Source organism: Pseudoalteromonas shioyasakiensis (genome assembly GCF_022398475.1).
Classification (GTDB): Bacteria; Pseudomonadota; Gammaproteobacteria; order Enterobacterales; family Alteromonadaceae; genus Pseudoalteromonas.
The window spans coordinates 15,864-41,287 of the sequence record NZ_JAKEVM010000023.1; the positions used below are offsets into that span (position 1 = coordinate 15,864).

Genomic DNA, 25,424 nt, shown 5'->3' on the forward strand with positions numbered 1-25,424 from the left:
ACTATCCTTGAATTTTGAACATATCTAAATTGTTTAGGTAATAATCTAGTGCGTAACTCATTTCACCTTGGCTATCACTAAATAACGTAAATAAAGGTTCTCCATCAACTACCTGATTACCGACATTAGTATGCAGTCTCAAACCTGAATTTAAAGAGAAAGGAGCACCAGCGAGCTTAGCAAGACGAGCAAGTTTACGGTTATCAATTGCTTCAAGTACCCCACTGGTACTGGCTAGCTCTTGATGACTATATTTTGAATTGGTTAACTCTTTTATTTGACCTTGTAATGCTCTAATTTTGTTAAATTGCTTTAAAGCTTGACCACTTTCTAAAATTGACCTTGCACGAAGCAGCCCTGATTCCAGCCCTTCTCCATCATCCATATCAAACAAGTTTGCAGCCAAAATAAGTGAGCGTTCCCTTAGATCACTTGGGGCATCGTCTCTACAATTTAGAACGGCCAAGATATCCTTTGCCTCTTGACCAGGGCCAATGCCATACCCTACGGGTTTCGAACCATCAGTAATCAAACATCTAACGTTGATACCACACGCTTCACCTACTTGAGTGAATAGCATTGCTAATCGCTCAGCATCCTCCCTCATTCGAACTTTGGCAGTTTCTCCTACTGGAATATCAATGATGACATGTGTTGAACCCGCAGCAATCTTTTTAGATAAGACCGATGCAATAAGCTGACCTTCACCATCTAGATCTAATGCTCGTTCTATACGAATAAGCATGTCATCTGCTGGACTAAGGTTTACAGCTCCACCCCAAGCCAAACAAGCTCCCGTATTGTTAACAACTCTTTTAATTTCCTCCATACTCAAACTAACACTTGTTAAGCTCTGCATAGTATCTGCTGTGCCTGCTGGGGAAGTGATAGCTCTTGATGATGTCTTTGGAATGATCAAACCAGCAGCACTCACAATAGAAACAACCAATGGCGTTGTTCTATTACCCGGTAAGCCTCCAATACAGTGTTTATCAAACACTTTATGATGGTTTTCCCACTCTAGCACTTTTCCACAACTAACCATCGCTTTAGTTAAAGATATGATTTCATCACTACTTAGTCTTTTTCCAGCACAAACGCTTAAGAAGCTAGCAATTTCTATATCGCTAAAATTATGCGCACTAATATCGGCAATAATTTGAGATATTTCTTCGTAGCTCAATTTAAAACCAAAGATCTTTTTTCTTACAAACCCCAAAGAATTGACCACGGGAGCATGAGCTATTCGCAAAGGTTGCCCTTCAATTGCATCTAACCCAGCCATAACAATATCGGATAAACCTATTTGATATGAAGACAATGTGTCGTTTCGAACAACGTTTAATGTTGCGATTAGTTTGTTATTATTCGCTTCTACTAAAACACGGGCATTTGAACTAAACCCTTCAGCACGGCAAATATGACAGTCTTGCCGCATGTAGACGACAGGCTCTTGGTGAGTATCAATCCCCATATCATATGCATTAAGGATATGTTTTTTTATTTTCATTACACTCTCGTTTGTTATTTAACACAACAACACAATCTAGAATGAAATGGCAGGACAAATGCAATTTTCTTTACAGCCCTACCATATTTGGACGTTTTTCTGAAAGACTCTTTACTCTTCAAGTTCAACCATGTCTTTAGCCTCGATGTCACCAGATAGGAGCTTTACTGTGGCAAAGTGATCATTAACGATCTCTGTAATTTGTACCGTACCCACTTTTTCAATGGTGTACGAATCTTCACCTTCATCAGGTGCTATTACCTCAAGAAAACGAATAACACTGTATTTTTGTCCTACTTCGGCACCATGTTTAGCACCAATACAAATAAGAGTTCTACCTGTAGACTGCTCAACCACTTGGCCCCTCATGAAATTTTTATGATAAAAAGGAGTATTAGAACAACCTGCTAAAAAGAAGCCAAATACAAATATCAGTAGAATTTTCACATTGATTGTTTTCATTATTTTTTCCTCATCTAACTTATAAATTGATTGAACTTACTTATTTTTCCGACTTGCACTCGGAGGAACTTTGTGACAACTCCACGGCTTATGTTCTGAATTATCTTTTACGTTTTGATCAACAAATTTGTAGTAGCTTTCTTTGGTATGTGTCCACCAATCATCATGAACATCGGCACCATGTTTACGAATCACTTCCTCTATCCCATCAAGGCTTATATTTACAGCATCGTAAGCTAGGTGAATTTCACCTTCTTTTATGTTGTAACTGACTTCATCTATACCAAAAAGCTGATCAATTTCTTTGACTAACTCATCACACTTTTCTTCTGTGACATTACTCAATCTCAAATTGCGAACAACTAAGTTCTGCTCTCTAACGCCAACTCTATGCTCTAAATCACTCATAACTTATCTCCTAATGTGAGTGTGAATGTTGTGGGTTAATACCTTTCATTTCTGCCATCTTTTCTCTCATTTTAAGCATCATGTTTTCCATCATTTCCAGGTGATGTTCAGCCATCTTGACTTGCTTTTCCACTGACATTACTTCCACGTTGTTGTGCATGCATTGCATCATCTTCATCATTGAGCTGTAATATTCAGCCAACATCAGCTTTTGCTTTACAGGATTACTTTCAGCTTTGATGGCAAGAACTTCCTTTTTCATTTCCACCATCTTTTTATTCATTGTTCCCATGTTCTCATGTGACATTGCTATGCTTTGATGCATATCAGCTTTGTTCGCACCTTCATGTTTATGCTCATTGTTTTGGGAAAATGAGCTAGTGGTTACCAGTAGTGAACCAATAAATAAAACTGATTTAGTTAACGTTTTCATGATTTTTACCTTCTACACTTTTATTAAAATTTGGGATCCAACTTGGTGTCGACTTCATATACCTGTGGTACTCCGAACCAAATTCAGCAATCGCTTGTGCTTCTTCGCGTTTCGCTAGTTTGAAGTAAACAACGACTAAGATCGGAAACATCGCAAGTGTTGGGATTGTCGGCCATTGCAATAAAAAGCCAAACATAATTAGAATGAAAGCTACATACTGTGGGTGGCGACACCTTGCATACCATCCAGTTGTAGCCAATTGATGATGTTTTTGAGCATGATGCAATACGTTCCATGCTGACGACAGCATGAAGAAACCAGCAGCTATAAATACCATGCTAGCAATATGCAATGGATCCCAATGGGCATTACCTTCAAAACCAAAGAAAGTATGTAATAAGTGCCCATTCTCGTGTGCAAAGAAATTTACTTCTGGATAGGTTTCTGTCAGCCACCCCGACAGAAAATAGATAGTTAAAGGAAAGCCATACATTTCAGTAAATAGGGCGACGACAAAAGCAGAGAATGCACCAAGACTTCGCCAATCAGTTGATGTTTTTGGCTTTACGAAACTAAAGGCAAAGAAGATAAATATTGCCGAATTTAGTATCACCATTGACCATAAGCCATAATCATATGTCTCATTCATTATCGTTCTCCTTGTGATGAGATTCTTTTCGTCCTTCCTCTAACCCTTGTATGTAGCCATCTCGAAAGGCGGTATTTTTTTCTGTGAGTTCTTGAAAGTTCTCCTCCTTTTTCTCATCAGGTGCATGCGAATGATCGTGACCATGTTTACCATGACTTCCATGCATAAAAACGTGCATCAACGGGCACAATAATAAAATCAAATAAGGAAGAAATTGCACAACATGTTGACCATGTTCAAAGATTAAAAAATAGGTAGCTGCTGCAATAAGCAATAATGCAGCCCATCCTGTCGGTGTTGACCAAAATTTTGGGTGTTCATTTTTCATGTTGGCCTCCGATAGACCGTAAATCTTGCGCTGAAGCTTCAGACTTAGAATTTATCCAGAAGAGATTATCCACAGGGGAGATACTAACTAGTCCTTCTCCTTCAACGTTGGTATATGCTGCATCAAGCAAAGCTTTAGCAACATGTTCTGCATCATCGAAGGCAACATAAATGGTCATCACTAAATGTTCAGATAAGTGATTTCTGTTATACGTATCAGCATATGCCCCTCTTCCCATCGCTTTATGTAAGGTAAAGCCTTTATAGCCATGTGAAAGTAATGCCTCTTCCACTCTTGCCAGTACCATTTCATCAAAAATGGCGGTTACTTTTTTCATATTCATAAGCCCCCCTACACGACCTTCAATACACCGCGATACATTTGCATCTGACAGTGAAACTCATGCTCTCCCGGTGATAAGTTCAATAGGGTAATTTGAGTAATTTCATTCAATTTAAGCTGTTCGCTTATATCCAATGAAGGAATAAGCATTGTTTCAGCGCAGGGTGATTGATCTTTGCGCATAAACTTCAGGGTGACAGGTTGGCTAGCAGACACCTGAATTGAGGATGGGGAATACACGCCATCCCTCACTTCAATGAGTACTTCACTACCTTGAACGATTGTTTTATTGGGTTTATATAGCCAAAACCACCAAACAATCAGCGCGATTAACATTAAGCCTAATAAGTTAATTATCATCATTGTGATTCTCCTTAATGCTATTTAGCTTTGAACCAGCGAAGTCGATTCGCATTTGACACAACGGTCAATGACGAAAACGCCATTGCTGCCCCCGCTATAACAGGACTAAGTAGAATGCCAAAGAAAGGATATAAAACACCTGCTGCAAAAGGTACGCCTGCTACGTTGTAAATAAATGCGCCAAATAAATTTTGTTTGATATTACGTAAAGTCGCTTTACTTACCGCTATGGCATCGGCAAGACCATGCAATGAACCGCGCATCAAGGTAATGTCCGCACTTTCTATGGCTACGTCTGTACCTGTGCCTATAGCGAAACCAACATCAGCTAACGCTAGTGCCGGAGCATCGTTGATGCCATCACCTGTCATACCAACAATTTTGCCACTCTCTTGTAACTTTTTAACCTTATTAGCTTTATCTTCTGGTAGCACTTCAGCAAGAAATTCACTTATACCCGCTTTTTTAGCAACAGCGGCTGCGGTTTCCTTGTTATCACCTGTAAGCATGATGACGCGTATACCATTAGCCTGAAGACGTTTGATAGCGGAGATAGAGTCTGACTTAATAGGATCTGCAACAGCAATAATTGCTGCCAATTCGCCATTAACAGCAAAGTACATTGGTGTTTTAGCTTCTTTTGCTAAAGACTGGGCTTTTCCAACAAAGCCAGTAAGATCTATTCCTTTTAACTTCATTAGTTTATCGTTGCCGAAAAGTAATACTTTATTCTCACAACGTGCTTCAACACCAAAGCCTGTAATGGCGTTAAAGGCTTTGATGTTTAGCAGTTCGATATTTTTCTCTAACGCACTTTCAACTATCGCTTGAGCCAATGGATGCTCCGAACCACTCTCTAAACTTGCAGCAAGCTGTAACACGTCATTTTCGTCTGTACCCTTTGCTAAAACAATATCGGTTACCTTCGGTGATCCTTCAGTAATGGTGCCCGTTTTATCTAAAATCATGGCTGTGATTTTAGAAGCGGTTTGCAGTGCTTCGCCGTTTCGAATAAGTACACCAGCTTCTGCTGCCTTTCCTACTCCGACCATGACAGACATAGGAGTTGCTAAGCCCAAAGCACATGGGCAGGCAATAATTAGTACGGTAGTAGCTGAAACGATGGCAAAAGCAATGGCAGGCTCAGGGCCAAAGTTAAGCCAAGCTAGAGCACTTAATACTGAGATGATCATGACAACAGGAACGAAATAAGCGGAAATCACATCGGCCAAGCGACCAATAGGAAGTTTAGAATTTTGCGCTCGTTTCACCATATTAATGATCTGAGCAAGCGCGGTATCTTTACCAACGCGTGTCGCTCTAAACAAAATCATGCCTGACTTGTTCAAAGTACCAGCGACAACCTCATCTTCTTCGGCTTTCTCAACAGGCATAGGTTCGCCAGTAAGCATGGACTCATCAATAGAGGTATGTCCTTCCAACACTACACCATCTACGGGAATTTTTTCACCTGGCTTTACTTTCACAACATCATGAAGCAAAACCTGTTCGATACCTATCTGAACCTCTTTATTATCACGAACTACCGTTGCTGTTTTCGCCTGCAATCCAATAAGACGTTTGATAGCTTCAGAGGTTTTTCCTCTGGCTTTTATTTCTAATGCCAAACCTAAATCAATTAATCCAATAATCATCGCGGTGGCTTCAAAATAGACATGCCGTGCCATCAATGGAACTGAGTCAGGTGCAAACACAACAACCATTGAATACACCCAAGCCGTGCCTGTTCCTAAAGCTATTAGAGTGTCCATATTGGCTGAATGATTTTTGAAGCTCTTCCAAGCACCTATATAGAAATGCTTGCCCGAAAAATACATAACACCAAAAGTTAAAATGCCAACAATTAGCCAAGATATACGCTCAAAGTTGGTTTCAACAGTCATCTCTCCAACTACAATGCTGTAGATCATCAAAGGAACCCCGAGTGAGAGGGCAATAAACGTATCGCGTATTAGCTTTTTGTAATATGCCCAATCAGCAGCCTCTTTCTCGTCAAGCGCTTCTATTGCTGAGCTATCATCGATTGGTTTCGCGTTATAGCCCACAGACTCAACAGCTTTAATCAATTCTTCGGTTTTAGCTGTCCCTGATACTATTACAGTTCTATCAGCAAAATTCATTTCTGCACTGACTACACCAAGAGTTGCCTTTAAAGCCCCTTCAATTTTGCCAACACAGCTAGCACAACCAGCTCCTTCTATGATGAGCTGTTGGTGATGTGATACTTTCTCCAACGTATTCTCCTTACTTTTACACGAAGAGGATTGAGCTTTTGCCTGACAGCAACAGCCGGATTGATTTTCAATATTTGTATTAGTAATCACCATTTTTCCTCCTATGTCTTTTCTATTTGCTCAAAGTTTTCGATGAGATGACAAACCATATGTGGGGTCGGCGCTTTATCTTCCATTTTTTCCCATTGTGAAATAGCTAATGACATTTTGTTTCGAAGCGTTAGCATGGCTTGAAACTGCTTAGTTGTTTCTTCAAGCCTTTCTTTGATCAGACTTCTGACTAATGGGCACGCACTTTTGCCATCTTCAGACTCGTTAATAATTTGCATAATATCTGCTACGGAAAAACCAAGTTTTCTAGCACTTAAAATGAATTTAAGTCTCGATACCTCTTTATTCGAATATGACTTGTAGCCGTTCACTGATTTAACAGGTTTTAACAGTCCCAATCGCGTGTAATAGCGTACCGTATCAGCAGTAGTTCGAAGGCTTTTTGCCAGCTCTGTTACTTTCATATTTACTCCTTAGTTTTCCACCTAAGTTTGTACTCTCACCCGCAGCTTAGACCTGTGTCTAGAACACAGGTCAAGCTCCTCCTTATGATTTAATGTACTCAGCTATTGCTACTATCTGTTGATCATTTAGCGGCATTTTAGGCATAGGTGAAGATGAGTTGTTAAACTGAGGGTTTTGGAGCTTCTTAATAAAGAAGCCGATCCCTTTGTTTTTAATCGTTTCATCTAATGCAGGGCCAAAAGTGCCACCATCACCTTGCAATGAATGGCAACCTTGGCAGCCAAATTGAGTAAACAATTGCTTTCCATCAGGCGCTATCGCGTTTTCTGGCTCTATTTTTCTCTCCTGAGGTACGCTTTGGCTAGTCAGCTCCAAAAATTCAAGAACAGCTTTCGTTTCCTGTCCTGTTAAATGTGCTTTTGCTCGCATGTGCGGCATAATGACTTTCCATTCGGGAATAGAAAACTCATGCACAGCACGAGCATTATGACATCTTGCACAGTTGTTATTGATCACTTCTGCACCTGATATTTTCTCTTCTGCATAAGAGCTAAAAGCAGACAAAAGAAGTAAACTGACAACCAGTAATATTTGTAAAATTGATTTCATTGTAGTAACCCCCTTAGAATCCGTAGCTGTATTGAATAGCGAAGCGTTTATCATCTTCACCATCGTGAACAGTTGTATCTTCGTATGTCGCCTTAATGACAGCTCTACTGTCTAACCAGTAATTAATGCCATAAGCCCAACGCTCTGCTTCGTTAATTTTATTGGTCTCAGCATATTCAACAACGAAATCTGTCCCCTGTAATACATTGAACATTTTTCCTGCCATAAAGGTTGCTTGGAGATACCAACCATTGCGATCAAATGTGGTCACTTTGTTTTCTTCATGTTCATCTTCTTCGAAGTCATCGGTTTCTGTTTTGATGTATTCCCCTCTGACAATGTAGTGGTTACCAATCCAGTTGATATCAAAGCCAGTTGCGGTAAAACCAAGTTTTTGATCATCATCATATTTTGCTGTGTAATAGGATGCGCCTACCTCTACTCCCGGTAAAAAAGCGTAGGAAATACGACCACCAAGCGCTTTATCAGAATTGTTGTCCCCACTTCTTGCTTCAAATGCTAGTTCTGGAAGTTCCAAAGTATGCTCATCAACTTCTTCGTTCCCTTCCAAAGTAGATTCTTTATCATGGCCTTCTTCTTCATCATCATGAGGTGCTTCAGCAGCAAGACCATTGGTCATATATAAATCAAAGAATATTTTCTGATTTTTACCTAAAGGAATTATGTGTTGAATACCAACACCAATATCACTCATCACTGGCAGTAAACCTTGCATAGGTTGATATCCACCATGACCACCTATCCCACCATAAATGCCGGGAGAGAAAACTGAGCGATTTATCCAACTAGGATGTTGATAAGGACCATATTGACCAAATGGGAGTAAAAGTTTACCTGCGGTAAAGGTAGTAGTGTCTGAAAGGAAATAATGAATATCAGCATATTCAAGCTCGATCTCGGTTTCCCCTTGTTGATCAATTGATATTTCAGTTTCAGCTTCAATATGAATTTTGTCATTGAGACTAAACAAGAATATAGGTATGAATCGTGCACTAAATGCACTGGAATCCATTACTTTACTGTCTTCGTATTTTACATCACCATACCCCGCTATCGCGAAGCGACTATTTTCTTGTTGTTCATTCGCTAAAAGTTGTCCACTCACAACAGCTGTAGCTATTGCAATAGGCAATAATTTGAGCATGTTCATCATGCCTCCCAAAATATTGTGCTAATTGTTCAAAACAGTTGGTTTTCTATACCAACTAATAAGTAACTATGTTTTGATGAGATTGGCGAAAAAAAGACGCACGAATCCCTTAATTAAACAATAATTGGGGGGCGGTAAGGTAAGAGATGTATGCCGGAATCTGGAGAAGGGATTCGTTGAATAATTAATTCTTTGTTAATGTTGCTGTTAGCTACTTCTTCCTCTTGCTCAAAATAGGCATTAAAATAAAAGCTTGCGCAAAAACCACCTTCACAACAAAAGCAATCATTAGGATTACATTTTTCACATTCTTCATCGACATGATTGTGTGTAGCATCATGTGAGTTTTCAACGTGGTGGAGGTTATTGTCACTTATTGAATCATAATGAATATCTGTAGCAGATTTCATAATGTGTGTAGTAGAAGAATCCTTTTGATGTTCACAACTCATGGGTTCAGCAACAGCAAAACTATGCTGCGAGAGCAACATAGTAACCACTATTATTTTAAACCAACTACAGAATCTGAACATTTTTTCTTCTAGAACACATTAAACCCGTTCACCCTATCATACATTAGAAAACTTTTTTTGATCTAGATCAAAGTTTCAACTCGAGCCTCTAATTACATTTCAAGCTCGAAATTAATTGAATATCGCAGGCCTATCCAATTTAAACTGATAAGATTGAACCCAGGCATAAGCACCTTTAGAATAAAAAGCCCTGTACCTATAACTGGCCCTAAATAAGAGAGCATTTTTCCAACTGTTCAACTTTAAGCTCACTTGGCTTATATACTAACCTTTAACTCCATTTGATTTAATCCAAGCTCAGTACTCTACAACGATCAGTTCCATTCTGGGCATAAAACGATCAGTTCCATTCTGGGCATAACCAACACCCACTCATCAAAAATAACAAAATGTCCCTCTGTTCTTCGACAGTGACGAGGGTTTAAGTCTAAATTTTTAGTATACTCAACAATACCATTCCGGATAAAGATTAAATCAATTTAATCCAGAGCCGTACTAATTCTATTGGATTTAGTTCTGGTGAATAAGGAAAACGTTTTATTAGCATTAGGTTCTTAAATTCAATTCTGCCGCAGTATTATATATGTGCCGGCCTATAAAAGCATGCCTCCCAACTAGTGTCGGGACTGATATCTGACGTATATGCCTCGTATTTACGAATGGACTTACCAACGTTTCCGTTTGGCCTATGCCTAAACATAGAGCACCAAAGAAATATCCATACTCAAACTTATTATATTGTTTTACAATCAGTGGCCGAGTGGCTCACCAAATCATGCTTCGCCTTGAAACCTACGTACTACGGTCAAGAGCAATATCTCCCTATCATTTCCATTTGGAAGTCTTTAAAGCTTCTGGCTTTATAATGATTGTTTTGAGAGGCTTGTGAAACAAGTAAATCAACTAAGAGTGCAACATTAGCAATGTCATAAAAGAAGGCGTTTCAAAACCTTTTAATTGCCAGAACCATATCAAAGATTTTGAAATATGAAGACCAAGTACTAAGCAAGAACAAGGGTGAAGAGTATCCTAGTCACTAAAATTTTGAATAATATTACTCAAAACAACTATAAGACCAATTCAACGGTATTTCTATCGTATGTATGCCTTAAAAAGTAGCAGATTAAGTTTAGGCCTTCCAACATTAATAGAGTGGTAGCAACAACTATAAAATGTAAAACACTAAAATAAATCCAGTGATCAATTAAAGTAATGAGGGAGAATAAAATCACTATAAACGCTGCATTGGATATCTTTAATTGCTGCCAACACAACTTTTTTGATAATAAACTTGGTAATACTAAACCTAACTTACACCAATAGAAATTAAGCTGACGATTATTTCTCTAGCTCTTTCCAGAAAGACCATTAGGTAGGCCTATCCTAATATAACTAAGATGCTTTAATTCCCAGACAAAATGAAGCTACCATCAATATAATTGCGGTAGCTCTCATCAAGTAAATATAGTATTTCTTCACATCAAAGCCAGAACTTGATACCTGCAACAAAAGCAGTATCACGAGTACTTTGCCCATTTAACTTCGCAAAGTCGGCTGTATTACCAAATTTATTTGTCCACTCAACGCCAACATAGGGAGCAAACTGGCGGGTAAACTCATAACGAACCCGAAAACCAATAGCACTGCTAGATAAGCCACTACCAAGGTTATTTTGGAAGTCATCCTTACCGTAAAGCGTCAACTCTGCTCGTGGTTGAACAATTAACTTTTGAGTAAGTAATAGCTCATACTCAGCTTCGATCGAAAATGCACTATTACCTTGCTCTCCTAAATAAGCAGTCATATCAATTTCAAACCAGTAGGGGGCTAGACCTTGTAAACCAAAAGCTAGCCATTTGCGGTTTTCACCTTCGTTATTGTAATCAAGTCGAATACCGACTTGTGTATCCCAATAAGCAGATAATGCGTGGCCCCATAGAAAATCTGTTTGGTTCTCCTCTAAATTACCTTCGCTAAAATCTCCCTCAGTTTTGATGACTAATCTATCAAAAGTAGTGCCATACCATGCCTGAAAGTCAAAAACACCTGCGCTTGTTTGCTCATTATATTCAAGACGATCCCCTAGTAGTGCGTAAAATGAATGCTCATCTGCCAAAGTCAGTCGTTTGTCGCTATTGAGTGCATAAGGACCTTCAGTCAATGTTGTACCTGCGGCATAAGCATGAGGGTCTCTAGCATCTTTAGGTGCATCTCCACCTTGTGCTTGCATTTTAGAATCACCCATCTCAGTCATCTCATCTTTTGCAGATACAGATACACTTATAAGGGGCAAACCTATTAATAATAGTCTTAACGTATTGGTTAGTATTAATTTTCTCATGATACAACTACCTCTCTAAACATACCTGCATCCATGTGGAATAATAAATGGCAATGCCATGCCCAGCGACCTACGTCATGAGGTGTTGTTAAAAAACTAATTCTTTGCGCTGGTTGTACAGGGATAGTATGGCGACGAACCTGTACATCACCTTTTTCATTCTCCAAATCGCTCCACATACCATGCAGGTGCATTGGATGTGTCATCATTGTATCGTTTTGTAAAATAACTCTTAAACGTTGATTATGCTTCATGTGAACTGGCGTGCTTTTTCCAAATTCCAAGCCATCAAATGACCAGCTATAACGCTCCATGTTTCCAGTTAAATGTAATTCAATTTCAGCCTCTGGCTCTTGCTGGTTTGTAATTCCCTCAAGAGAATGTAAATCTGCAAGTGTTAAAACACGGCGTCCATTTTTACGTAAACCTATACCGGGATCATCAAGGTTTGTTCTAGGCATATCAACACGCATATCAACAGAAGCTCCATACTCTGTTTTTGCATGACGCACTTTAGTGCTAGCAACAGCTAATGGGTTTTTAGTCATTCCATGTTTACTATGATCCATTGCCATCGATCCATGACCCATAGCACTATGATCCATTTTATTAGAATTCATGCCCGACGTACCTGCCGTATCAGCCATTGTAGAATGCACACTATCATGGGTCATATTGCCCATCATATCTGTCATCGTTAACCACTCAACGGGGTCTAAAGAAGGTACAGGTGCATCAACGTTAGGTGCCATTGATAAAGTACCTTTAGCATAACCTGAGCGATCCATGCTTTGTGCAAAAATCGTATATGCATCATTTTTTGGCTCGACAAGTACATCATAAGTTTCACCGGGACCAAATCTAAATTCATCTACTGTCACAGGTTCAACATTTTGTCCATCAGCTTGTACAACTGTTAACTTCAGCTCAGGTATTCTTACATCAAAAAACGTATTGCTAGAACCGTTAATAAATCTAAGCCTAACCTTTTCGCCAGCTTTAAACATTCCACGCCAGTTTGTCAAAGGCGCACAACCATTCATTAAAAAAGTCATTGCAGATGCTGATAAGTCTGCAAGATCTGTAGGGTTCATTCTCATTTTATTCCACATTTCCCGGCGTTGTAGCGCATTTGAAACGCTGCTATTTGAAATGTCATCAAAAAACTCTGGAACAGTAGGTTGATTAAAGTTAAATACATCGCTCTGTACTTTTAACTTGCGAAACAAATCCATTGGGTCATCATCAGTCCAATCAGACAATTGGATGACATGCTCATTATCAGCACTAATAATATCCTTTTCTCTTGGCTCAATAATTAATGCGCCGTACATACCTGTCATTTCTTGAAAACCACTGTGTGAGTGATACCAATATGTGCCGCTTTGTTGCAGCTTAAATTTATAAACAAAGGTTTCACCCGGCATTATACCTTTAAAGCTAATACCCGGTACGCCATCCATTTGATACGGAAGAATGATCCCATGCCAATGAATTGAACTCGGCACTGATAATTTATTAGTTACCCTGATAGTAACGTCATCACCTTCTCTGAGGCGCAAGGTAGGAGCTGGTATTGAGCCATTGATTGTTGTAGCCATTCTTACAACACCTGTGAAGTTTACGGGTGACTCATCTATCACTAAATCTATTACTTCTCCACTTAGTTCGGGCGCAGTACCTGTTGAAGTTCCAGCAATCAAAGATGAAGCTGCATGAAGAACACTTGGAAAAGCAGCTAATACACCGCCAGCAATTACACCTTGTACAAAGCGTCTACGTGGCGTAGAAACTTGATGTAATGGACTTTTAATTCTCATTTTGTACTCCGTTATTTAACCAATAAATTAATGTGACCAATGAATGTGCTTAATCTTCCATTCACCATTTTGTTTTTCCAGCACCATCGTTTCCATGCCTTGATAATTGCGTTCAACACCTTTATGAGTACCTGTAGTTTGACTACGCGACGCAGAGATAGCGGTATTTCCAAGTATCGTCACTTGATGTTCAAGTGTGTCGCTCTTCATCGCTGCTAAATACTTCATATCCGACAACATATGATGATGAGCATATTCATCAGCGCTCCTTTCAACGCGGCCTCCCTCGAAAATGGTGACATCATCCGCTAACTGCGCTCTAGCCTGTTTTTGATTGCCAGTTTCAAGTGCTTGATGAAATGCCAAAACAACTTTTGCGGCAGGGGTGTCTATACCTTTAAACAAACCTTTGTCTTTGTTCTTATCACCATGAGCGTTTGCTGCGAAACTAAACGTCATTAATAAAACGAGTAATATATTTATTGTTTTCATTTTCATTCTCTCTTTTAGGTTTTAATTTGCAGGGCCAACAACACTAGTAAGCCCAGCCGTTACAGATAAAATGGCAAAAGCTACTACCATTTCTATCGAGATAGATTTAGATAAAGCCTCTCTGCCTTGACTATTTTTAAGTTGTGGAACGAGTATTAGTTTATGTTTAGCAGCAAGTGCCAAAATAGACACTACAAGGGCCAATTTAAACAACAGTGTTTGTCCGTAACTTGAGCTTATTAGTGCATCAAGACTTCCGACCAATTGAATCACGAGCCAGAGGCCTGCTACCAACAATAGGCTCAATGTAAAACTTGCTTGTTTGCCAAAGCTTTCCATCAGCAAATGAAGTTCTGCATAACTTAGCTGATGGCAAGCCTGTTTTAGTGGCAATAACGCCCCAAACCACCATGCCATAACGAGCACATGCAAAATAAGCAAGCCTTTTTCAATTGTGCCTAACTCAGAAATATGACCCAGTAACGTGAATGAGTATGCAAGGATTAATAAACTCAACATTAAAGCGCTTTGTTTTAAGTACGAGTTCACAGCGAGTTTGAACCTTAAAGCTAAAGCGATTATTGCGGTAACTAGCCCAAGCGCTCGAAGCAAAGCTCCAGTGCCGACAGAGGAGTCCCACACAATAGCTAATATATCAGCGTCTATCGCCCCCTGAATTCCCTCTTCTGCCATTGCACCAGTACTGGCAAAGAACCAAGTAATATTAGCGATCAAAGCCATAACTATATAAGTTCTTGTCCACGTTAAATTCGCTATTACAGCATTACTATGAGATTCATTATGCTCAAAAATTTGTCTGAAAAATGTATAGCCGGCAATACAGGCAAAGCCGACGTAAAATACAATTTTTGACAGTACAATGACTGTATTCCAGATATACATTTCCATATCAATCACACAGCCTTCCTAATGAACCATAAAGCCGAAGCTATCTTTCATTTTATGTCCATCTTTACCTAAATAGGTCACATCAACGATATAGTTTGTTGGAGCTAATTTAGGTAGTTCCCATGAAAACTCTCTGGAAGCTTCTTTTGATGGTTTAAAGTCAAATTTAATATTTTCACCTTTTTTATTTTTCAACGTAACTTTAACTACACGTACCTCTTTGCTAAATCCCAATGTCAATTTTTCTGGAGTATTCATTAGCATTGCATTATCAGCAGGCACGCTTTTTTCAAGATGCACATGTGCAAATACTGCACTACTAAAAACAACACTGATTATGGTTAAAAGTTTAATTAATGTTTTCATATATACCTCTATTTATTTAATGGATTAACGACTAAATTTATCTTTGAAAATTTGATTACTTGGAATCCCAGCATCTGTAATTATTTTTTCCACTTCACTCATCATTGTTTCTGGACCGCACAAGTAAAACTCAGCCAAAAGCAGTTCTGATTTTTGGTTCATATACGGCAGAAGTACTTTTTGAACATAGCCTGAGTGCCCTTGCCATTCTTCTGAAGGATTAGAAAGAGTAGGAATATAAGAGAAGTTTTTATGCTTCTCACTCAGTGACTTCAATTCATTATGGTATAGCAAGTCATCTTCAGTTCGCGCACCATAGATAAGAGTCAAACCACTTTTATCCTTATGCTTTTTCAACTGTTCAAAAATAATAGACCTCAGTGGTGCAAGTCCTGAACCCGCACCTATAAACACGCGACTAACTTTTTTATTTGAAGTGGCATAAAAATCAGAAAAAGGGCCTTTTGCAGTTATCGTTTCACCTACTTGGAGTGAACCTAAATAACTTGAACCTATTCCTGCTTTAAAACCATTCTTTGCGGTCTGCCAACGGATATTAAACATTAACTCATCAGACTCCTCGTCAAAGTTAACTAATGAGTAGTGGCGAGTTACACCGTTATGAGAAAATTTTCCATGATAGTAGCTATCCCAGTATTTTTCATAGCACTCTGGCATATCATCTGGACGTAAGCTATTCATCCCTGCTGGCACATCAAATTGCATATATGCACCAGCTTTAAATGCCAACTGTTTGCCTGATTTCAGCTTAAATTTCACTTCCTTGATAAAAGGAGTAATGAAATTAGTCGCAACCACAACTAGCTCATGATTTTCAATATTGCGATCAGTATTAACTTCAATCGAACTAATTTCAGAGAACCTATGCTGACATCCAAGCCGATAACCTTCCTTAAGTTGCTCCTGAGATAAATGTTCCTGTTCAGATAGTGTGATAGTTAATTTAGTTGAACTTAAGAACACGCATTTGCCACAAGTACCGCCACCACCGCAACCTGAAGGAAGGTATACATGTGAACTAGCTAGCCCTTCTAATACAGTTGAGCGACCAACTGCTGAGATGTCAGTAATAGTATTTTCATTGGAAAACGTCACTGCCACTTTTTGCCTGTTAGTGCCCCAACCTAGCTTCAGTAAACCACTTCGATACTGTTGTATCAGCCAAGTAACACCAGTAATTGAAAGGAATAACGTTGCAAAAGCAAATGCAATGATCAACCAATGGTTAAATCCTCCAGAATTGCCATAGTCCATAAAGTGAAGCTTCATCATCAGATCTTTCAATCTGAAATCATCATTGGCATGGCGAAGTACTTGACCTGTAATACTATCTAAATAAATAGTTGTATTGTTCTCATCCTCAACGGCAACTTGCCACATAGGATTTTGCTGCCTTACGTGATCAGAAAACGGAGGTTGAGATAACACTGGAGTAGTTAACTTACCCTGTCCTGAGTAGGAGTTTTTTGCCAAAGTTAGTACTTGTTCTTCAGACAAATTAAATGGTTTTCCTGTTACAGCATCAAATAGCTTTGAGTGGCGTTCTTGATAGCTATGCTGCCCCTTATCGAACACAAAATGATAGTAAGGCTGATGTAAAACCCATATAAGGTTTACTTCCTGCGGAGCATTACTAGTAATGTCTTTAATAGGGAATAGGTCAAAGCCTGTAATGCTACCTTCATGATGAGAATGAACTCTAAGTTCATTACCACTGGCTTTACTGTGATCCATCAAATTGAAGTAAAGGCCCGTTCCCAACCAAATAAGCAGTTGTAAACCAACAAATAAAGAAAGCCACTTGTGTATCGTTGTATTTAACTTAAATAGTCGCATCAAATGACTCTCTTTTTATTTGGGGAAAGCACTCGGTAATAAGTCAATACTGCGCCAGTAATTGCTCCCATTAGACCTAGAGTTGCGACCAAGAACAAAAACCAGTTAGATACGTTTTCTCCATCATAGTAATCCATAATGTGGAACCGCCACATCCAATCAAACAATCGCCAGTAATCATGACGCTTGGCAACAAGTTCTCCTGTTTGTTGACTTATATAAAATGTCGGTGTTGAGAATTGCTCAAACGTCACTCTCCAAACAGGTAAATGCCTTGGGGACAACTCAGCAGGCATATCTGTCGCTGACTTAATCAATCTTATGCTGTCCATTTTATGACTCATCGCATAATGGTATTGTGCGATTTTTTTAGCTTTGATTTCATCAACCATGGCTTGAACAGCCCCTGTTTGAGCATCAATTGCTACTTTCCCATGTTCACCATTAATAAAAGAATACAAAGGTTTGCCCATACTTTGGGTAAGCTTGACTTGGCTAGCTTCAGGGTAAGCAACAGCAAACTCTGCAATGGAATAATCCACACTTGTTAAATCTATTTCGGTTTTCTCACTCTTAGCTAATGACTCGCCGTGTATATAGTGAATATCCATAGTCACCATATACACGCCAGTAATAGACCAGAAAAGGAATTGTACTCCCACAAAAGCCATTAGCCATTTGTGGTATTTACGTGCAAATCGAAGCATCAGCTTTCCTTCGCGAGATTCTTGGTTGCAGGAATACGCGTCAAGAAATAGATTGCTGGCAATACAAGAAGTGTAAGTACTACAGAACTCGCCATCCCACCAACCATAGGTGCCGCAATTCTACTCATGACCTCGGCCCCCGTCCCTGTACCGTAGAGAATTGGGAGAAGACCAACGATTATCGCTGCGGCGGTCATCATTACTGGTCGTACTCGCATCCCAGCGCCTTCTAAAACAGCCTCACGTAAATCTGCAATACTTGCTGATTTATTTTCAGCGATACAACGTTCTTTTAAAGCATTGTATGACTGATTTAAATACACCAACATGATCACGCCAATCTCCACAGCAACTCCTGCAAGCGCGATGAAACCAACCCCTACAGCGACTGAGAAATTAAACCCTTGTATGTACATCAACCAGATACTTCCGATCATCGCCAGCGGCAATGTGCCCATAATGATCGCTACTTCGGCAAAGTTTCTGAAGTTCAGATATAACAGAACAATGATGATCGCCAATGTCAATGGAATAACATAGGTAAGCTTTTCTTTGGCTCTAAGCATATATTCATATTGGCCTGACCAACTTAAAGAATACCCCGCAGGTAATACCAGCTTCTCAGCAACAACTTTCTGTGCCTCAACGACATATGTACCCACATCTACACCGTCAATATCAACAAAGACCCAACCATTAATGCGAGCATTCTCACTCTTAATGCCCGGAGGCCCATCTTCAACATAAACAGAGGCGACATCGGCTAAGGAAATACGCAACCCTTTTGGTGTTACTATTGGTAGTCGAGCGAGTTGTTCCGGTGAATCTCGATAGTCTTGAGGGTAGCGAAGGTTTACAGGGTAACGCTCTTGCCCTTCAACCGTTTGAGTGACGTTCATACCGCCAATAGCCGAAGCAACGATCTGCTGAACATCCGCAATATTAAGTCCATACCGGGCAGCTAAATCACGCTTAATATCAACTTTTAAGTAACGACCTCCAGCAACACGTTCAGAATAAACCGATGCTGTTCCCGGAATATCCATCATGATCGTCTCTAACTGCTTACCAATATCTTGGATCACCGAAAGTTCTGAGCCAGCGATCTTGATACCTACAGGTGTTTTGATACCAGTTGCTAACATATCAATTCGAGTCTTAATTGGCATTACCCAAGCATTTGTTAACCCCGGAAACTTAACTAGTTTGTCGAATTCCTTTTTAAGACTTTCCGTTGTCACGCCCTCTCTCCATTCTGAACGTGGCTTTAACTGGATAAAGGTTTCTATCATAGTCAGCGGCGCAGGGTCAGTAGCCGTCTCTGCACGACCCACTTTTCCGAATACCGACTCAACCTCAGGCACGGTTTTAATCAATTTGTCTGTTTGCTGTAATAGCTCCCGCGCTTTACCAATAGAGATACCCGGATAAGTAGTTGGCATATACATTAAATCTCCCTCATCTAGAGGAGGAATAAACTCACTACCGATCTTATCGACAGGCCAAAATCCAACGATAGTCACAAAAATAGCACCAACAACTGTTGATTTAGGGAAGTTCAGCACTAATTTTAGTACTGGCATATAAACTGCTGTTAATAGACGATTAACTGGATTTTTATGCTCTGGTAATACTTTTCCTCGAATGAAATATCCCATTAATACAGGTACTAAAGTCACTGCAAGGGCCGCTGAAGCTGCCATTGCATACGTTTTAGTAAATGCTAATGGCGAGAACATACGTCCTTCCTGTGCTTCTAGAGTAAACACAGGAACAAATGAAACGGTAATGATCAACAACGAGAAGAACAGTGCTGGGCCGACTTCACTGGCAGATTCGGCAACGATTTGCCATCGATTTTCTTTAGTTAATGGCGTTTTCTCCATATGCTTATGCATATTTTCAATCATGACAATTGCACCATCGATCATCGCACCTATGGCGATTGCTATTCCCCCTAATGACATGATGTTAGCGTTAATTCCTTGCATATGCATCACGATAAATGCTGCAAGAATGCCTACAGGTAAACTGAAAATGGCGACTAATGATGAACGCACGTGAAATAAGAAAACAATACAAACGAGTGCCACTACCACAAACTCTTCTAGTAGCTTATACCAAAGGTTCTCAACTGCCTCACCAATTAAACCTGAACGATCATAAACCGTGACTATTTCGACCCCTTCAGGTAACCCTTTTTTCAAGTCTTCTAATTTAGCTTTAACACCATCAATGGTTTTTTGTGCATTTTCGCCAAAGCGCATGACAACAACACCACCAACGACTTCACCCTCACCATTTAACTCCGCTATGCCTCGACGCATTTGTGGTCCTAGGTTGACTTGTGCTACATCTCCAATGGTAAGAGGCGTACCTTGGGAATTGATACCAAGCGGAATGGATTCAATGTCTGAAATACTCTTAATATAGCCAGATGCAGTTACCATGTACTCAGCTTCTGCCATTTCAACAACAGAGGCGCCTGTTTCTTGGTTACCTCGTTTAAGCGCCATTTGAACATGACTAAGCGGCACACCATAGGCTCTTAATTTATCTGGTTCGACTTGTACTTGGTATTGTTTAACCATCCCCCCAATAGCTGCAACTTCAGAAACGCCGGGAACTGTCTGAAGTTCATACTTTAAGAACCAGTCTTGAATACTGCGCAATTGGCTAATATCCAAGTTACCTGTTTTATCAATTAATGAGTATAAATAAACCCAGCCAACACCAGTGGCATCAGGCCCCAATTGAGGTCGAGCACTTGCAGGTAACGAAGGGGCAACTTGACTAAGATATTCAAGCACTCGGCTCCTTGCCCAATAAAGATCGGTGTCTTCATCAAAAATTACGTAAACAAATGAGTCACCAAAAAATGAGTAGCCACGAACAGTAACGGCCCCCGGAACCGACAACATTGCGGTTGTTAAAGGGTAAGTTACTTGATCCTGAACAACCTGTGGTGCCTGACCGGGATAGTTCGTCTTAATGATCACTTGTACATCAGACAAATCTGGTATTGCATCGACAGGCGTATTCTTTAGAGAAAAAAGCCCACCACCAATCAGAATTAAGGCCGCCAATATTACGAAAAATCGATTACCTATCGACCATCTAATAATTGATTCAATCATCATTTATCTCCCAATTTAATGATTCGAGTGTTCAACTACAGGCTTATTTTCCTTGCCGTGTTGTTCATCTGATTCAAGAGAGATTTCAGTGATTACGAAGTCTTCTCTCACCTCAAAAGTGAAATTGACGTTATCCCCAACATTGAAATCAACCATTTCTATATTGTCCGCAACGATAAAATCTATCGTCGCCGCAGGTCTATCCCATTTCTCTATTGGGCCCCGGCTAATATTTAGAATCCGTGTATCAATATCAATCGTATTGATTAGACCTGATACTGTTGCAGAAGATACTTCAGACTCACTCATGATATGAATTCCAGTAACTTCATACCCACCGTCTTCGGTTTTGCTCACTTCAAAGTGCAAAGACTGACCAGACTTCAGTGAATCAATATCTACCCTTTCACCCAAATCGAAGTCCATTGTCATTTCAGGCCAATCCCAAGCCTCAGCAGGACCATGAGTTATATTAACCATACGATGTCCTGCCATGACGCTGTTGATTTCGCCTTCCAGCCAAACAGAGCTAGGTACTTCGTCATGAGTCATTCGTTTAAAATCAGAGTTTTTACTTGATTCAGAGTCAATCAAGAATTGAGCAGATGTCACCACAACATCATCTTCGTTAAGACCCTCTAAAATTTCGATACTATCGATATCAACCCGGCCTATTGTCACTTCGATAGACTTAAATTGCCCATCCCCCAAGGCAAGTACAACTCTGTCTTGTTTCCCAGTGCGAATGACGGCTTCTTTAGGTACGAGTATCGTGCTATCAGCTTGATTAGCGTGAATAGATACTTGGGCAAACATGTTTGGTTTTAATTGATAGTCTGGGTTATCAAATTTCAGTCGCACTCTGAGTGTACGTGTTTTACTGTTCAATGTTGGATAGACATAATCAACGACACCAGCCCAGTCCTCACCGGGTAAATAGTCAAGTGTGATTGATACAGGCAGTCCTTCTTTAATTAAGGCTGCGTCACGTTCAAACACTTCTGCTTCAACCCAAACTTGATCTAGTTGGCCAATGCTTAATAAGGTGTTTCCCGGCTTGACATAAAAGCCTTCTCTAATCTTCAAACCGTCTACAACACCTGCTTGTGGCGAATAAAAGGTGATGGTTTGCTGAACTTTTCTAGTCTTTTCTAGCTTTTGAATGAAATCTGCTGAAAGCTGTAACGCTTTAAGGCGATCTTTCGCCGCCGAAATTAAGGAACTATTGTCGCGCTTTAAAGCTATTAAAAGTTCTTCTTGCGCATTAACTAACTGAGGAGAATACAGTGTATAAAGAGGCTGCCCTTTCTCTACAGGGTTACCTGCCGCTTTGACATAGAGTTTTTCAATCCAACCATCAACACGTGGGTGGATATGAATTAGCTTATCTTCATCATATTGAACGTAACCAACCGTTGATATTTCAGTATGCATATTTTTCAGCTCAACAGGTGCAGTGCGAACCCCTAGATTATTCACTACATGAGGCGCAATTTTTACTGCTCCGGGACCAAAATCATCACCAGATGATTCTTCCTCATACACAGGAATTAAATCCATCCCCATAGGCGACTTACCGGGCTTGTCCCGGCGGTAATTAGAATCCATCGGTGCAACCCAATACAGAGGCTTTTTCTCTGCTGACATTGTTTCATCTGTATTACTGTTTGAACCTGCACCTTGATATAAGCTCAATACTCCTGCACCTAGTGCAGCACCAATGATGATGGCAATAATTGTTTTAGTATTCGTTGACATTATTTTACTCCAAACTGCTGATTGGATAAGTGCTGATTCGTTTTGTGTGAAGTTTGCATCGACTTATGTTCAGCATTTGAGTTAGATTGAGAATGCGAAAAGAAATAGTTGATACGAGCAACTGTTTTAAGTGCGTCAACATCAATTCTTAAGGCTGATATTCTGGCATTTAATTCTGCGATTCTTGCTCGAACAACTTCGGCAAAATCGCCATCATCATTTGTGTAAGCTGTCAATGACGCTTCTGCTTGGTCATGAGTTTGTTTAAGGAGTTGTTCTTGATAGATAGATTGCCTATCAGATAAACGCTTAAGCTGTCTAAGCTCCTTTTCCACCATACTGATCATTTGCTTCGTCAGTAATAGTTTCTCGGTTTTAATAGTCTCTGAATCTGCAATAGAAGCTGCAACTTGCTTATCTTGTCTGTTCTCGGTGAACAAGGGTAAATCAAACGTTACTCCAACAGAAAATAAATCAGCTCGGCTATCACCAGTGGGCATATTGTCACGATAGGCATAACTAGCATTAACACCCCATTGCGGCTCATATTGCTGTTTAGCTAACTCAACTGCTTTTTCTGAAGCTTTGCGTTTTATATCAATTGCAAGTATGGCTGGGTGATTCGAAAGCTCCTGAGCCAATAGATTTCTTGAGTAATTAGATGCTTTTAGGACTGTTGAATTGTTCAAATGAATTGCAGGCAACTTTTTAGAAACCCTAAACTCTAATGGTTGCGTATCAAAGTTGAATGATTCATTCAAGCCAGCAGCATCGTAGATATGAAGCCACTCATTAAGGCGAGCGATTGTTGTTTCTAGTTTCTGCTTTTGCGAAGTTAATCGGTCATCTAACTGCACGATTTCCAATTGAGCACGAATAACATCTTGTTGTCTGGTTTTACCAACAACATTTGAGTAGCTAGCTTTAGTAACTTCCGCCATCTGCTCAAAGAGCGCCCAATCCGCTTCAATCAATTTAATGGTTTGTTGGGCTAAGTAAGCATCTAACCATAACTGTGATACTTGGCTTATCAGTTTAGCCTTACGATCCTCTCGTAGCAGTGGAAATTTCGTTGACTCAATTTTTAATTGCTCTTGTTTAATCTTTAAACTATCACCTCTAGGAAACATTTGAGAAACACCAACCTTTAGTTGAGTCATTCCTTCCTGATCTAAGTCCCAAGTATCTGTTGGTAAATTCATTATCCCTAGTGATACTTTGGGGTCAGGCAAAGTACCTGAAGCGATACTTCTATTTTCAACCGCACTTTGTTTTAACCGACTCCCATGAAGCCAAGGATCATTTTGCTGAGCCAAGGTGATAGCTTGTTCAAGTGACACTACTTTCTCAGCTTGAGCTGAGAATACAGACAAGCCGAGCATTAGCGAAGTTGAAAGTAGAGTAAGGCTTGAAACATTTAATCTCATTAGAATTGCTCCTCATAAGCCTTAACTTCTGCATATACTTTACTCGTTCCATCTTTAAATAAAATTAATACGTTATATGACATAAAGCGGTCGCCGACTTCCATGCCCGGAGAGCCAACAGGCATTGCTGGGACAGATAATCCAATCGCATTGGGGTGCTCTTCTGACAAGAACTGCTGAATAAACTTAGCGGGTACATGACCTTCAAAGGCAAATCCATTTTTACTCACTGCCGTGTGGCATGAACGGTAATTAGGTTTGATACCATATTTAGTTTTGATGTTGCCGATGTTTCGGAAATCTTTGGAATACGCAACGATCCCTTTGTCTTCAATATGAGTTATCCATTTTTTACAACACCCACAAGTTGGGGTTTTATAAACGATTAACTCCAAAGGTGTTACGTCGTTATTGTGTGCATGCTTATGTTCATTGGCGTTTGCAAACGCAGGTGAAAGCAGCATTACAACTGCTATTTTTAAATACTTATTGATCATTTTTGCCCCCAGACATCGCTGGAAAATAGCTATAGCGCTACGACGCTATATTGACTAACAGAAAAATTAATTACATGTGCGCGAAATTTGGACGCACTAATCCTGTATTAAGCAAAAATTGGTGGGCGATAAAGGGAAGATGAAATTGAATGAGGTTGTTTAGATTCCAGAGCAGCTACAGATTCACTCAATATATGCATACCTGTAGAATCAATACTCGAATTTAGGACTGTACTAGATGAACAAGCATTTGCAGGACAAACACATTCAACATCACAACAATCTTTTGATTGATTATTACTGCTTTTATTCACTTCACCATGATTCATTCCTTCATGATGACTCAACTTCGGAAGATCTAAGCTCACATGTGACTCGTGAGAACCTAACGGCATTTCGCAAGGCATAGCAGAGTACGCAAATGTTTGACCAACGAAGGCAACCAACATAAGCGTTATTACTAAGACTTTTGAAAATACTTTAGACATAAAGTTCTCGTACAATGACACAAGAAAAATACTAATGTATTTATTT

General features: G+C 39.7%; 26 protein-coding genes. All 26 read right to left on the reverse strand.

Features of this window, described 5'->3' with window-relative positions; all coding sequences use genetic code 11:
* Nucleotide 1: 1 nt before the first annotated feature.
* Nucleotides 2-1,510, reverse strand: a complete 1,509-nt coding sequence (locus tag L1D51_RS06595) for a thymidine phosphorylase family protein (protein ID WP_239963240.1) — start codon at nucleotides 1,508-1,510, stop codon at nucleotides 2-4.
* Nucleotides 1,511-1,621: 111 nt separating this feature from the next.
* Nucleotides 1,622-1,972, reverse strand: coding sequence for a hypothetical protein (locus L1D51_RS06600; protein ID WP_239963241.1), 351 nt, complete (start codon nucleotides 1,970-1,972; stop codon nucleotides 1,622-1,624).
* Nucleotides 1,973-2,008: 36 nt separating this feature from the next.
* Nucleotides 2,009-2,380: a cation transporter gene (locus tag L1D51_RS06605; protein WP_239963242.1), complete on the reverse strand. Its 372-nt coding sequence runs from the start codon at nucleotides 2,378-2,380 to the stop codon at nucleotides 2,009-2,011.
* Between the two features lie 10 nt (nucleotides 2,381-2,390).
* Nucleotides 2,391-2,813, reverse strand: a complete 423-nt coding sequence (locus tag L1D51_RS06610) for a hypothetical protein (protein ID WP_239963243.1) — start codon at nucleotides 2,811-2,813, stop codon at nucleotides 2,391-2,393.
* Nucleotides 2,797-3,462 (reverse strand): methyltransferase family protein, encoded by a 666-nt coding sequence (locus L1D51_RS06615; RefSeq protein WP_239963244.1) that lies wholly within the window; start codon nucleotides 3,460-3,462, stop codon nucleotides 2,797-2,799. The genes L1D51_RS06610 and L1D51_RS06615 overlap by 17 nt, the downstream gene beginning before the upstream one ends.
* Nucleotides 3,455-3,790, reverse strand: a complete 336-nt coding sequence (locus L1D51_RS06620) for a DUF2933 domain-containing protein (protein WP_038642668.1) — start codon at nucleotides 3,788-3,790, stop codon at nucleotides 3,455-3,457. Before L1D51_RS06620 ends, L1D51_RS06615 begins: the two co-directional genes overlap by 8 nt.
* Complete coding sequence (locus L1D51_RS06625; RefSeq protein WP_239963245.1) at nucleotides 3,780-4,133, reverse strand: P-II family nitrogen regulator; 354 nt, start codon at nucleotides 4,131-4,133, stop codon at nucleotides 3,780-3,782. Before L1D51_RS06625 ends, L1D51_RS06620 begins: the two co-directional genes overlap by 11 nt.
* An 8-nt stretch (nucleotides 4,134-4,141) precedes the next feature.
* On the reverse strand, nucleotides 4,142-4,495 hold the full coding sequence (locus L1D51_RS06630; RefSeq protein ID WP_239963246.1) for a cupredoxin domain-containing protein: 354 nt from the start codon (nucleotides 4,493-4,495) through the stop codon (nucleotides 4,142-4,144).
* Between the two features lie 17 nt (nucleotides 4,496-4,512).
* The gene (locus L1D51_RS06635; RefSeq protein WP_239963260.1) at nucleotides 4,513-6,750 is read right to left on the reverse strand and encodes a heavy metal translocating P-type ATPase; all 2,238 of its coding nucleotides are present in this window, start codon (nucleotides 6,748-6,750) and stop codon (nucleotides 4,513-4,515) included.
* Nucleotides 6,751-6,851: 101 nt separating this feature from the next.
* Complete coding sequence (locus L1D51_RS06640; protein ID WP_239963247.1) at nucleotides 6,852-7,265, reverse strand: MerR family transcriptional regulator; 414 nt, start codon at nucleotides 7,263-7,265, stop codon at nucleotides 6,852-6,854.
* 82 nt (nucleotides 7,266-7,347) lie between these two features.
* Nucleotides 7,348-7,875 carry a c-type cytochrome gene (locus tag L1D51_RS06645; RefSeq protein ID WP_239963248.1) on the reverse strand — a complete coding sequence of 176 codons (528 nt, stop codon included), beginning with the start codon at nucleotides 7,873-7,875 and terminating at the stop codon, nucleotides 7,348-7,350.
* A 13-nt stretch (nucleotides 7,876-7,888) separates the two neighbouring features.
* Nucleotides 7,889-9,049, reverse strand: coding sequence for a porin (locus L1D51_RS06650; RefSeq protein WP_239963249.1), 1,161 nt, complete (start codon nucleotides 9,047-9,049; stop codon nucleotides 7,889-7,891).
* Between the two features lie 110 nt (nucleotides 9,050-9,159).
* A complete protein-coding gene (locus L1D51_RS06655) occupies nucleotides 9,160-9,537 on the reverse strand; it encodes a hypothetical protein (protein WP_239963250.1) in 378 nt (125 codons plus the stop codon).
* Nucleotides 9,538-10,646: 1,109 nt separating this feature from the next.
* Nucleotides 10,647-10,853, reverse strand: a complete 207-nt coding sequence (locus L1D51_RS06660) for a heparan-alpha-glucosaminide N-acetyltransferase domain-containing protein (RefSeq protein WP_275669128.1) — start codon at nucleotides 10,851-10,853, stop codon at nucleotides 10,647-10,649.
* 206 nt (nucleotides 10,854-11,059) lie between these two features.
* Nucleotides 11,060-11,920: a copper resistance protein B gene (locus tag L1D51_RS06665; protein ID WP_239963252.1), complete on the reverse strand. Its 861-nt coding sequence runs from the start codon at nucleotides 11,918-11,920 to the stop codon at nucleotides 11,060-11,062.
* Nucleotides 11,917-13,740 carry a copper resistance system multicopper oxidase gene (locus tag L1D51_RS06670; protein ID WP_239963253.1) on the reverse strand — a complete coding sequence of 608 codons (1,824 nt, stop codon included), beginning with the start codon at nucleotides 13,738-13,740 and terminating at the stop codon, nucleotides 11,917-11,919. The genes L1D51_RS06665 and L1D51_RS06670 overlap by 4 nt, the downstream gene beginning before the upstream one ends.
* Nucleotides 13,741-13,767: 27 nt before the next feature.
* Nucleotides 13,768-14,238 carry a YybH family protein gene (locus L1D51_RS06675; protein ID WP_239963254.1) on the reverse strand — a complete coding sequence of 157 codons (471 nt, stop codon included), beginning with the start codon at nucleotides 14,236-14,238 and terminating at the stop codon, nucleotides 13,768-13,770.
* A gap of 15 nt (nucleotides 14,239-14,253) precedes the next feature.
* On the reverse strand, nucleotides 14,254-15,141 hold the full coding sequence (locus tag L1D51_RS06680) for a copper resistance D family protein (protein WP_239963261.1): 888 nt from the start codon (nucleotides 15,139-15,141) through the stop codon (nucleotides 14,254-14,256).
* An 18-nt stretch (nucleotides 15,142-15,159) separates the two neighbouring features.
* Nucleotides 15,160-15,507: a copper resistance CopC family protein gene (locus L1D51_RS06685; protein ID WP_016708251.1), complete on the reverse strand. Its 348-nt coding sequence runs from the start codon at nucleotides 15,505-15,507 to the stop codon at nucleotides 15,160-15,162.
* A 24-nt stretch (nucleotides 15,508-15,531) separates the two neighbouring features.
* A complete protein-coding gene (locus L1D51_RS06690) occupies nucleotides 15,532-17,364 on the reverse strand; it encodes a 2Fe-2S iron-sulfur cluster-binding protein (protein WP_239963262.1) in 1,833 nt (610 codons plus the stop codon).
* Nucleotides 17,364-18,071: a PepSY domain-containing protein gene (locus L1D51_RS06695; protein ID WP_239963255.1), complete on the reverse strand. Its 708-nt coding sequence runs from the start codon at nucleotides 18,069-18,071 to the stop codon at nucleotides 17,364-17,366. Before L1D51_RS06695 ends, L1D51_RS06690 begins: the two co-directional genes overlap by 1 nt.
* Entirely contained in the window at nucleotides 18,071-21,208 is a 3,138-nt protein-coding gene (locus L1D51_RS06700; RefSeq protein ID WP_239963263.1) for an efflux RND transporter permease subunit, read from the reverse strand. The genes L1D51_RS06695 and L1D51_RS06700 overlap by 1 nt, the downstream gene beginning before the upstream one ends.
* A 15-nt stretch (nucleotides 21,209-21,223) precedes the next feature.
* Nucleotides 21,224-22,966: an efflux RND transporter periplasmic adaptor subunit gene (locus L1D51_RS06705; RefSeq protein ID WP_239963256.1), complete on the reverse strand. Its 1,743-nt coding sequence runs from the start codon at nucleotides 22,964-22,966 to the stop codon at nucleotides 21,224-21,226.
* On the reverse strand, nucleotides 22,966-24,393 hold the full coding sequence (locus L1D51_RS06710; RefSeq protein ID WP_239963257.1) for a TolC family protein: 1,428 nt from the start codon (nucleotides 24,391-24,393) through the stop codon (nucleotides 22,966-22,968). Before L1D51_RS06710 ends, L1D51_RS06705 begins: the two co-directional genes overlap by 1 nt.
* Nucleotides 24,393-24,890, reverse strand: a complete 498-nt coding sequence (locus tag L1D51_RS06715) for a DUF411 domain-containing protein (RefSeq protein ID WP_239963258.1) — start codon at nucleotides 24,888-24,890, stop codon at nucleotides 24,393-24,395. Before L1D51_RS06715 ends, L1D51_RS06710 begins: the two co-directional genes overlap by 1 nt.
* A gap of 107 nt (nucleotides 24,891-24,997) precedes the next feature.
* Nucleotides 24,998-25,424: hypothetical protein (locus L1D51_RS06720; protein WP_239963259.1), on the reverse strand; the 427-nt coding region annotated here is incomplete at its 5' end.

Bases quoted from the DNA above. Each gene is read 5' to 3' on its own strand.
- L1D51_RS06685 (WP_016708251.1), bottom strand. From the start codon at position 15,507: ATGAAAACATTAATTAAACTTTTAACCATAATCAGTGTTGTTTTTAGT.
- L1D51_RS06650 (WP_239963249.1), bottom strand. From the start codon at position 9,049: ATGATGAACATGCTCAAATTATTGCCTATTGCAATAGCTACAGCTGTT.
- L1D51_RS06595 (WP_239963240.1), bottom strand. From the start codon at position 1,510: ATGAAAATAAAAAAACATATCCTTAATGCATATGATATGGGGATTGAT.
- L1D51_RS06605 (WP_239963242.1), bottom strand. From the start codon at position 2,380: ATGAGTGATTTAGAGCATAGAGTTGGCGTTAGAGAGCAGAACTTAGTT.
- L1D51_RS06630 (WP_239963246.1), bottom strand. From the start codon at position 4,495: ATGATGATAATTAACTTATTAGGCTTAATGTTAATCGCGCTGATTGTT.
- L1D51_RS06670 (WP_239963253.1), bottom strand. From the start codon at position 13,740: ATGAGAATTAAAAGTCCATTACATCAAGTTTCTACGCCACGTAGACGC.
- L1D51_RS06700 (WP_239963263.1), bottom strand. From the start codon at position 21,208: ATGATTGAATCAATTATTAGATGGTCGATAGGTAATCGATTTTTCGTA.
- L1D51_RS06625 (WP_239963245.1), bottom strand. From the start codon at position 4,133: ATGAATATGAAAAAAGTAACCGCCATTTTTGATGAAATGGTACTGGCA.
- L1D51_RS06680 (WP_239963261.1), bottom strand. From the start codon at position 15,141: ATGGAAATGTATATCTGGAATACAGTCATTGTACTGTCAAAAATTGTA.
- L1D51_RS06645 (WP_239963248.1), bottom strand. From the start codon at position 7,875: ATGAAATCAATTTTACAAATATTACTGGTTGTCAGTTTACTTCTTTTG.
- L1D51_RS06620 (WP_038642668.1), bottom strand. From the start codon at position 3,790: ATGAAAAATGAACACCCAAAATTTTGGTCAACACCGACAGGATGGGCT.
- L1D51_RS06615 (WP_239963244.1), bottom strand. From the start codon at position 3,462: ATGAATGAGACATATGATTATGGCTTATGGTCAATGGTGATACTAAAT.
- L1D51_RS06710 (WP_239963257.1), bottom strand. From the start codon at position 24,393: ATGAGATTAAATGTTTCAAGCCTTACTCTACTTTCAACTTCGCTAATG.
- L1D51_RS06695 (WP_239963255.1), bottom strand. From the start codon at position 18,071: ATGCTTCGATTTGCACGTAAATACCACAAATGGCTAATGGCTTTTGTG.
- L1D51_RS06610 (WP_239963243.1), bottom strand. From the start codon at position 2,813: ATGAAAACGTTAACTAAATCAGTTTTATTTATTGGTTCACTACTGGTA.
- L1D51_RS06690 (WP_239963262.1), bottom strand. From the start codon at position 17,364: ATGCGACTATTTAAGTTAAATACAACGATACACAAGTGGCTTTCTTTA.
- L1D51_RS06655 (WP_239963250.1), bottom strand. From the start codon at position 9,537: ATGTTGCTCTCGCAGCATAGTTTTGCTGTTGCTGAACCCATGAGTTGT.
- L1D51_RS06665 (WP_239963252.1), bottom strand. From the start codon at position 11,920: ATGAGAAAATTAATACTAACCAATACGTTAAGACTATTATTAATAGGT.
- L1D51_RS06705 (WP_239963256.1), bottom strand. From the start codon at position 22,966: ATGTCAACGAATACTAAAACAATTATTGCCATCATCATTGGTGCTGCA.
- L1D51_RS06675 (WP_239963254.1), bottom strand. From the start codon at position 14,238: ATGAAAATGAAAACAATAAATATATTACTCGTTTTATTAATGACGTTT.
- L1D51_RS06600 (WP_239963241.1), bottom strand. From the start codon at position 1,972: ATGAAAACAATCAATGTGAAAATTCTACTGATATTTGTATTTGGCTTC.
- L1D51_RS06715 (WP_239963258.1), bottom strand. From the start codon at position 24,890: ATGATCAATAAGTATTTAAAAATAGCAGTTGTAATGCTGCTTTCACCT.
- L1D51_RS06640 (WP_239963247.1), bottom strand. From the start codon at position 7,265: ATGAAAGTAACAGAGCTGGCAAAAAGCCTTCGAACTACTGCTGATACG.